The following is a 9,708-nucleotide window of genomic DNA, read 5'->3' on the forward strand; positions in this document are numbered from 1 at the left end:
GATCAGGTCACCGTGCAAGTCAGCGCATCGAGCGTTGCCGGTGATACGCGCAGCGCAGTGCTCAGTGTCGGCAGCGTCCGCACGACGTTCACGGTGACCACGCGCAGCGCCGTCGTCGTCGGCAATCTGCGGCCGTTCCAGTTCGCCAGCCGTCATACCGTCGAGCGCGGCAGCGTGCAGCGCAGCGACGCCGTGCAGATCCGCGGCCTCGGCGGTCCGGCGACCCTCTCCATCGAAGGCGGCCGCTACAGCATCAACGGCGCGCCGCTGAGCAGTGCCGTCGGCAGAGTCGCGCCGAACGACATCGTCGAGGTCGAAGTGCAAGCCTCGTCGGCCTTCGATACGCGGACCACCGCGACCCTCGTGGTTGCCGGCTATCGCGCGCCGTTCACGGTCGAGACCCTGGTGGCCGATACCACGCCGGATCTGTTCGGCTTTGCGGCGGTCGTCGGCCAGCCGTTGCGGACCAGTGTCAGCAGCAAGGAGATCGTCGTCTCCGGCATCGATACAGCGGCGGCGATCAGCATCAGCCGCGGCAGCTATCGTATCGACGGCGGCGCGCTGACTTCTGCGCTCGGCCGGGTCAGCAATGGTCAGCGGATCACCGTGGTGGCGACCTCGGCCGAAACGCCGGCGACGCTGACCACCGCCAGCCTGACCATCGGTGGCGTCAGCGAGAACTTCGAGGTCGTCACCGCCGGCGGTGACAGCAAGCCCGACAGCTTCGCCTTCGCGGCCGTCGACGGCTATCCGAACCTCGCGGCGATCAGCGAGCCGGTGACCATCAGCGGCATCGACGTCGCCACGCTGGTCTCGGTGAGCGGCGGCAGCTACAGCATCAACGAGCGGCCGTTCTCCGACATTCCCGGCGTGGTCCAGCGCGGTGACCGGCTGCGAGTGATGGTCACGGCGGCAGCGATGCTCAACGATACGGCCACCGTCACGGTCAACGTCGGCGGTCTCGCCGTGCCGTTCACGGTACGCACGGCCGCGCCGCGCGACACCATTCCCGATCTGATCTCGGTCCCGGAAGTGCTGGCTGCGCCGGTCAACAGCGAAGTGATCAGCGAGCCGATCACCATCCGCGGCATCAACGTGCCGGTGTCGATCGGGGTCAGTGCCTCGTTCAGCTACAACATCAACGACGGTGCATTCTCGACCGCGCTCGGCACGGTGCGCTCGGGCGATGTGGTGCGCATGCGGCTGGCCAGCGGCCTTGCTGCCGGTCGCAGCGCCACCGGCTCGCTGGCCGTCAGCAATCTGACCACCACCTGGTCGGTGCGCGCCGTGGCGGCACCGACGCGGCCGGAGCGCTTCGTGCTGACGCCGGCTTCCAGCTACCCCGGCAGCTATGTGCTGCCGGGTTCGGTGCAGACGATGCTGCCGGTCTCGATCATCAACCCGGAGGGTGCAGTGCCGGTGTCGGTGACGGGTGGCCAGTACCGGATCAACAACGGCCCGTACACGGCCGAGCCGGGCACGGTGGTCAACGGTGATCAGGTGACCGTGCGCTTCGTCGCGCCGGATGCTTACTCGACGGCAAGCTCGGTGAGCCTGAAAGTCGCCAGCGTCACCGCATCGCTGACGGTGACGACCACCGTCGATGCCGTTGCCGCGACACCGGCGACCTTGTCCGGCGCCAGCGGTCATGTCTATCGCGATGATCCGACCGTGCCGCTGCGCCTGTTCGTGTTCAATCCGTCCGGCTGGCGTGCTTCGGATCGCCGCTCCGCGTACATCGATTTCAGCGGTGGCGGCTGGGCGATCGGCGGCCTGCCATCGACTGGCGTGCGGCGCTGGGCATCGGACTACGGCATGGTCGCGATCTCGGCGGACTACCGGGTCAATAATCGGTTCGGCACCTATGCCTACGTCGCTGCCGACGATGCACGGCGGATCGTCAAATGGGTGCAGGACAACGCCGCCTCGCTCGGCATCGATCCGGAGCGGGTCGTGGTCGGCGGCAACAGTGCCGGTGGCGGCAACGCGCTGTGGACCTCGCTGAGCGATCCGCCGGCTACTGTGTCGTCGACCAGCACGCCGCCGTATCGGCCGGGCGCCATCATCCTGCGCTCGGGTGTCAGTTCCACCGAGCCGGACGCGGCACTGGCCCGTTCGCAGCAGGTTCGCTTCGGTGAATTCCTCGAACCGATCAGCCCGGAGCCGGCGATCGATCCGGCGATCCCGCCGTATCTGATCATGCATGCCGACGGCGATCTGACCTTCGCGCAGACCGCGAACTTGCGGATCTGCTCGCTGATCCGCCGTCGCGGCAGCGTCTGCGAATTCATCAACGAAGCCGGCCTTGGCCATGACTGGTCGAGCAACGCCGGAGCGGCGGAAGCGGCGTTCCAGCAGCAGGCGGATTTCCTGGGTCGGGTCGGCATGCTGCCGGCGGTGCGGTAGCCGTTGTCACTTCCTGCAGCCGGCGATCCGGCCGCAGGAAGTGACGCAAGTACAGTGGGCAACTTTGGCGGTGGCTGTTGAACATCAACAGTCTCATGCCGCCACTGCAGATCGATAAGATTCGCGCCGAATTCATCGTCATGCTCAGAGTTGGATGTTTCCCCGAGGAGTTGCCCGTCTTGAAGATTCCGTCGCTGCCGATCGCCCGCACGAGCCGTCTCCCAGGATTCCGCTCGATGTTCGGAGGGACCGCTTTGCTGATGCTGTCGGCGATCGGCTACGCCGCGCCGGCTGCGGCACTGCCCAGCGTCAGCATCGACGATGTTTCGATCGTCGAAGGCAACAGCGGCACGGTCGCCGCGCGCTTCACGTTCACGCTGTCGGCAGCTTCGACGGACACCGTGTCGGTACGCTTCAACACCGTCGACGGCACGGCGACTTCCGGTGAGGACTACACCGGTGGCGGCGGGCTGAAGACTTTCGCGCCGGGCGAAACCAAGAAATCGCAGGTCGTCAACATCAACGGCGACACGCTGTTCGAAGCCGACGAAACCTACTTCATCGATCTCAGTTCGCCAGTCGGCGTGACCATCGGCAAGGGTCGTGGCGTCGGCACCATCGTCAACGACGATGTGGCACCCGATACCACGCCGGATCCGTTCAGCTTCACGCCGGCCACCGGTGTGGCAGTGGGCAGCGTGCAGACCAGCAACACGATCACGGTCAGCGGCATCAACACGGCGAGTCCGATCTCGATCGTCGGCGGCAGCTACAGCATCAACGGCGGCAGCTTCGTGAGCGCATCGGGCACGGTGACGGTGGGCCAGACGGTACAACTGCGGCAGACCGCTTCAGGCAATCCCGGCACGACCACCAGTGCGGTACTGACGATCGGTGGCGTGTCCTCGTCGTATGACGTGACGACCGCGCTGGCCGGGCTGTCGATCGCCGATGCCTCGGTAGTCGAAGGCAACAGCGGCACCCGCAATCTGAGCTTCGTGGTGTCCTTGTCGCCGGCTGCAACATCGCCGGTGACAGTGGCCTACGCAACGGCGAATGGCACGGCGACTGCCGGCAGTGACTACGTGGCCACCAGCGGCACGCTGAACTTCCCGGCCGGCAGCACCAGCCAGACCATCACCGTGACGGTCATCGGCGACACCGAGTTCGAGCCCGATGAAACCCTGCTGGTCAATCTGTCGAATCCGGTCAACGCAACGCTCGGCCAAGCCCAGGCGACCGGCACGATCAGCAACGACGACGCGGCGACGCCGACCCTGAGTGTTGCCGACGCCTCGGTGGTCGAAGGCAATACCGGCACCGTCAACATGCCGTTCGTGGTGACTTTGAGCCCGGCTGCGACGACGACGGTGACGGTGCGGGCCACGACCTCGAACGGCACCGCGACCAGCGGCTCGGACTACAACGGCGGCACCCTGACGGTGACCTTCGCGCCGGGCGAAACCTCGAAGACCGTCAACGTCGGCGTGCGCGGCGATACCGTCGTCGAGCCGGATGAAACCTTCTTTGCCACGCTGAGCAGCGCAACGGGAGGCGCGCTGCTGGGCCGTAGCCAGGCGACCGGCACCATCGTCAATGACGACGGCGTACCGCCACCGGCGGACACCACGCCGGACCCGTTCAGCTTCACGCCGGTGACCGGCGTGGCAGTGGGCAGCGTGCAGACCAGCAACACGATCACGGTCGGCGGCATCAATGCCGCGAGCCCGATCTCGGTCGCGGGTGGCAGCTACAGCATCAACGGCGGCGGCTTCGTGACCGCATCGGGCACGGTGACGGTGGGCCAGACCGTACAGCTGCGGCAGACCGCTTCAGGCAGCCCGGCCACGACGACCAGCGCGGTACTGAGCATCGGTGGCGTGTCGTCGTCTTTCGACGTGACGACGGCGCAGGCTGGCTTGTCGATCGCCGATGCGTCGGTAGTCGAAGGCAACAGCGGAACCCGCAATCTGAGCTTTGTCGTATCGCTTTCGCCGGCAGCGACGACGCCGGTGACGGTGGCCTATGCCACTGCGAATGGCACGGCCACCGCCGGCAGCGATTACGTCGCGACCAGTGGCACGCTGAGTTTCCCGGCCGGCACCACCAGCCAGACGATCAACGTCGTCGTCACCGGTGATACCGAGGTGGAGCCGGACGAGACCGTGCTGGTCAACCTGAGCGGCGCCACCGGCGCCTCCGTTGCCCGCACTCAAGGCATCGGCACCATCGTCAACGACGATGCTGCGACGCCGACCCTGAATGTCGCTGATGCCTCCGTGCTCGAAGGCAACACCGGCACCGTCAACATGCCATTCACGGTGACCCTGAGCCCGGCGGCAACGACCACGGTGACCGTGCGCGCCACCACGTCCAACGGCACCGCGACCAGCGGCTCCGACTACAACGGCGGCACCCTGACGGTGAGCTTCGCGCCGGGTGAAACCTCGAAGCTGGTCAATGTCGGCGTTCGTGGCGACACGCTCGTCGAGCCCGATGAAACCTTCTTCGCGACCTTGAGCAGCCCCACCGGCGGCGCCGTCATCGGCCGTGCTCAGGCCACCGGCACCATCCTCAACGACGATGGCCAAGCAGCCGTCGACACCACGCCCGATCCGTTCAGCTTCGCACCGCGCAGCGATGTCGAGACCGGCAGCACACAGACCAGCGATCCGGCGACCATCAGCGGCATCAATGCGCCGGCACCGATCTCGGTTGCCGGGGGCCTGTACTCGATCAATGGCGGCACCTTCACCGGTGCGGCGGGTCAGGTGACGGTCGGCAGCACGGTCCAGGTGCAGCTGCTGGCCTCGTACACGGCCTCGACCAGCGCCTCGGCGACACTCACCGTCGGCGGCTACAGCACCGCGTTCACGGTCACCACCAAGGGGCTGGCCAGCGACACCACGCCCGATCCGTTCAGCTTCGCGCCGGTGACCGATGCCGAGCCGGGCAGCGTGGTCAGCAGTGCCCCGGTGACGATCAGCGGCATCGATGCCGATGCGCCGATCTCGGTCTCCGGTGGCCTGTACAACATCAACGGCGGTCCGTTCACCAGCACCGCGTCGGTGGTCCGGGTCGGTGACCGGGTGGCGGCGCAAGTCACGGCGTCGAGCAACTTCAATGAAGCGCAGGTAGCAGCGGTCACCATCGGCGGCGTGGTCGGCCAGTTCTCGGTGACCACCAAGACTTTCGTCATCGACGACAGCCCGAACCCGTTCCGTTTCCCGGCGCGCTATGCAGTCGATCGCGGCAGCCTGCAGCGCAGTGCCGCGGTGCAGATCCGCGGCATCAACGCGGCGGTGCCGATCTCGATCACCGGCGGCCGTTACAGCATCAACGGCGCGGCCTACACGACCGCACTCGGCTCGGTGAAGCCGGACGACATCGTCGAAGTCGATGTCGCTGCGGCTGCCACTTTCGGCAGCGCCACGTCGGCGCGGCTGACGGTGGGTACTTTCAGCACCGACTTCGCGGTCGAGACACTGGTCGAAGACACCCGGCCGGTGCCGTTCGTGTTCGGCTCCGTGGTCGGTGCCGCACCGCTGAGCACGGTCACTAGCAACGAGATCGTCGTCACCGGCATCAACACGCCGACGCCGATCACCGTGAGCCAGGGCCGCTACCGGATCAACGATGGTCCGTTCACCACGGCGTCGGGGCTGGTCAGCAACGGCAGCCGGGTGAGCTTGAGTGGCGTCGCCGCGCAGGCCGCGGGTGCCCAGATCGTCACCACGCTGACGGTCGGCAGCGTCAGCGCCGATTTCACCATCGTCACCGCTGCCAGCGGTGACAGCGTGCCGGATGCGTTCGCTTTCCCGACCATCGACGGCTTCCCGCTGCTGGCCATCTACAGCAACCCGGTGATCATCACCGGTATCGATGTGCCGGTACGGGTGAGCATCGTCGGTGGCACCTACAGCCTCAACGACCGGCCGTTCACCTCGGTTCCCGGTGTGGCGCGCAACGGCGACGTGCTGCGCGTGCTGGTGACGCCGGGCCCGATGCTCCGCGATGTCGCGGTCGGCACGGTCACCGTCGGCGACTACAGCACTACGTTCTCGGTGACCACCGCGGCACCTGACGACACCATTCCGGATTCGATCCAGTTCGAGGATTCCCGGTCGACGCCGATCAACAGCGTGCTGATCAGCGAGCCGGTGATCATCAAGGGCGTCAACGTGCCGGTGCCGGTCTCGGTCACCGACGGCTACACCTACAGCATCAACGACGGCCCGTTCATCGCCGGCACCAGCATGGTTCGCTGGGGTGACGTGATCCGCGTCAAGGTGGTGACTGGCGCGACCTACAACCTGAACTATCCGGTGTCGCTGACGGTGAGCAATCTGACCGTCGCCTGGAGTGTGCGCACCATTGCCTCGCCGACCCGGCCAGAGCGTTTCACGCTGGCTACGGCGTCGATCTACGCCGCGGGTCTGGTGCTGCCCGGCTCGGTGCAGACCATGCAGCCGGTGGCGATCATCAACCCGAGCGGCACGGTGCCGATCACCGTCACCGGCGGTACCTACAGCATCAACGGTGCGCCTTACACCGCGGCGGCCGGCACCGTGGTTGCCGGTGACCAGGTGACGGTGCGGATGGTGATGCCGGACAGCTTCGACACCACCGCTTCGGTGTCGCTGAAGGTGGCCAATGTCAGTTCTTCGATCAGCCTGACGACCACCATCGACCCGGCGTCAGTGACGCCGGAAACCTTGTCCGGCGCCAGTGACGTGGTGATCTATCGCGACGATCCGACCGTGCCGCTGCGCCTGTTCGTGTTCAAGCCGCCGGGCTGGAAGGCCAGTGACCGGCGTTCCGGTTACATCGATTTCAGCGGCGGCGGCTGGGCCCGTGGCGGTCTGCCGTCGACTCGTCCGCGGCGCTGGGCCACCGACTACGGAATGATCGGCATCTCGCCGGACACCCGCGTCAACGACCGCTTCGGCACCTATGCCTACGTAGCCGCTGACGATGCGCGACTGGTGCTGCGCTGGGTGCAGGAGCACGCCGCCGAACTCGGCGTCGACCCGGCCCGCGTGGTCGTCACCGGCAGTAGCTCGGGCGGCGGCAACGCGGTCTGGGCCTCGCTGCTGGAACCGCCGGTGACCACCGCGTCGACCAGCTCGCCGCCATTCCGCGCCGGTGCCGTGGTGCTCAAGTCCGGTGTCAGCTCGACCACGCCGGATGCCCGGATCGCCCGTGCCCAGCGCGTGCGCTTCGGCGAATTCGCCGACAGCATCAGCCCGGATCGGGACATCGATCCGGCGACGCCGCCGTATCTGATCATGCATGCCGACGGTGACCTGGTCTTCGCTGAAACTGCCAACCTCAAGCTGTGCTCGTTGATCCGCACCTTGGGCAGGGTCTGCGAGTTCAAGAACAAGCCGGGTGTCGGCCACACCTGGCCGGACGATCCTGTGCTGGCCGAAGCGGCAGTGCCCGAACAGGTCGACTTCTTCTACCAGACCGGCATGCTGCCAGCGGTGCAGGTGGCGCCCTAAGTGAATGCGTCACGACCGCCATGCCGTGAATACGGCGATGGCGGTCGGAACGGCAAATACAACGGCCAGGATCGGCAGTTCTTCATGAACCGCATAGCCTGCTCTCGCGACGCCGATCCATAGATTGGTAACGGAGATGGCCAGCCATAGGGGGATGAAGGCGATTGCTGCGGCCTTGATGCCGACAGCGCCGCCGCCCCAGAGTATTCCGAACATCACGAAAACACCGAGCAGCACACTGCCACCGGCGATCACGAGCAGCGTGTGCATGGGTCTCTTCCGCGATGAACGGGCTAGGCGGCGATCCGCGGCGATAGAAGATCCGCCAGGCCGATGTTCCGATACATCTCGCGGCGCATACGATCGGCCACCGCGTTGACGATCTCGGCACCGTCCTGCGAGGGATCGACATGAACGCGGAAGGGTCGTTTGCCGGATGGCGCGTTCACGACCCCGACGATCTGGCGGGCCACTTCCGTCGGGTCGGCATCGGCCGGCTCCAGGCTGGCCAGGCCCTTCAAGGCCAGGTCGGCGACCCCTGCGTAGGGGCCGGCTTCGTATTCCGCCGCGCGTGCTGCGTCCGACGGCTTGCCGGAGTGCGCGAAGTGGTTTGTGCCCTTGGTAAAGGCGCCCGGCACCATGATGGTGGTCTCGATGCCCCAACGCGCGAGTTCGGTGGAGTACGAAACCGCGAGCGCATCCATTGCGGCCTTGGCTGCGAAATAAGGAGCAAGGAACGGCGGTGTTCCTCCGCGCGTGGATGACGAGCCGACCCATACCAGAAGCCCGCTGCCCTGGCCGCGCAGCTGCGGCAGCGCGGCGCGGTTGACCCGCTGCGCGCCCAGCACATTGACGTCGTACTGCTGGATGAACTGATCAGGCGTGAACGCTTCGGCAGGGCCGAACACCATGTGCCCGGCGTTGTGGACGATGACATCCAGGCGGCCGGTGTCCTTGAGCAGTTGAGCGATGCCGGCCTCTGCCGAGCGGTCGGACTGCACATCGAGTTCGACGGTGCGAAGGTCGAGCCCTCGTTCGGAAGACCATGCGGCGACTTCGGATACGCGAACGGCATTGCGGCCCTGGGTTTCGCGCATCGACGCGTAGACGGTGTGGCCGGCCTGGGCCAGTGCGCGGGCGGTCAACAAGCCGAAGCCCGACGAGGCTCCGGTCACGAGAATGATTTGCCTGGACATGGAGATGGTCCCCTTGATCGGTTGAAGCGGCGGTATGGAAAGAGTTCGGACCGTCGGGACTAGATGATCCCGCCGTTGGCGCGCAGGATCTGGCCATTGATCCATCCGCCGTCCGGGCCCGCCAGGAAAGCGACGGTGGACGCGATGTCCTCCGGTTGGCCGAGACGTTCGAGCGGGGCCAGCCTGGCGAGACGCTCGACCACTTCCGGCGGCTTGCCGTCGAGAAACAGCTTGGTCGCCGTCGGTCCCGGGGCAACGGCGTTGACCGTGATGTTGCGGCCGCGCAGTTCCTTGGCGAGGATCGGGGTCATCGCCTCGACCGCGGCCTTGGTTGCCGCGTAGACGCCGTAGGTCGGCTGCAACAGTCCCACCACGCTCGATGAAAAGTTCACGATGCGGCCGCCATCGCGCAGACGCCTGGCGGCCTCGCGCAGCGTATTGAACGTGCCCTTGAGGTTGATCGCGATGTGACGATCGAACAGCGCGTCGTCGCTGTCGGCGATCGAAGCCAGGTTCATGATGCCGGCGTTGTTGATCAGCACGTCGACGCCGCCGAACGCGGTTTCGGCCGAGTCGAACATGCGGCGCACCGCCTGCGGGTC

The 9,708-nt window shown here is 66.5% G+C and carries 5 protein-coding genes; 2 read left to right on the forward strand and 3 right to left on the reverse strand.

Translation table 11 applies throughout. The features are described 5' to 3' along the window. Both Q0D45_RS18995 and Q0D45_RS19000 read left to right on the forward strand, forming a co-directional pair. Positions 1-2,406 (forward strand): alpha/beta hydrolase (locus Q0D45_RS18995; RefSeq protein ID WP_293396661.1); only part of this gene is annotated, 2,406 nt, incomplete at its 5' end. A 236-nt stretch (positions 2,407-2,642) separates the two neighbouring features. Then, a complete protein-coding gene (locus Q0D45_RS19000) occupies positions 2,643-7,910 on the forward strand; it encodes a Calx-beta domain-containing protein (protein WP_293396664.1) in 5,268 nt (1,755 codons plus the stop codon). Between the two features lie 9 nt (positions 7,911-7,919). Here the strand turns inward: Q0D45_RS19000 and Q0D45_RS19005 are convergent, their stop codons facing one another. From Q0D45_RS19005 to Q0D45_RS19015, 3 genes are all read right to left on the reverse strand, one after another. Then, positions 7,920-8,180 (reverse strand): hypothetical protein, encoded by a 261-nt coding sequence (locus Q0D45_RS19005; protein WP_293396667.1) that lies wholly within the window; start codon positions 8,178-8,180, stop codon positions 7,920-7,922. A gap of 23 nt (positions 8,181-8,203) precedes the next feature. Beyond that, positions 8,204-9,106, reverse strand: a complete 903-nt coding sequence (locus Q0D45_RS19010) for an SDR family oxidoreductase (RefSeq protein WP_293396670.1) — start codon at positions 9,104-9,106, stop codon at positions 8,204-8,206. A 59-nt stretch (positions 9,107-9,165) separates the two neighbouring features. Continuing rightward, a partial coding sequence (locus Q0D45_RS19015) for an SDR family oxidoreductase (protein ID WP_293396673.1) occupies positions 9,166-9,708 on the reverse strand: 543 nt, incomplete at its 5' end.

The organism is Nevskia sp. (assembly GCF_023266035.1).
In the GTDB taxonomy this organism is placed as follows: domain Bacteria; phylum Pseudomonadota; class Gammaproteobacteria; order Nevskiales; family Nevskiaceae; genus Nevskia.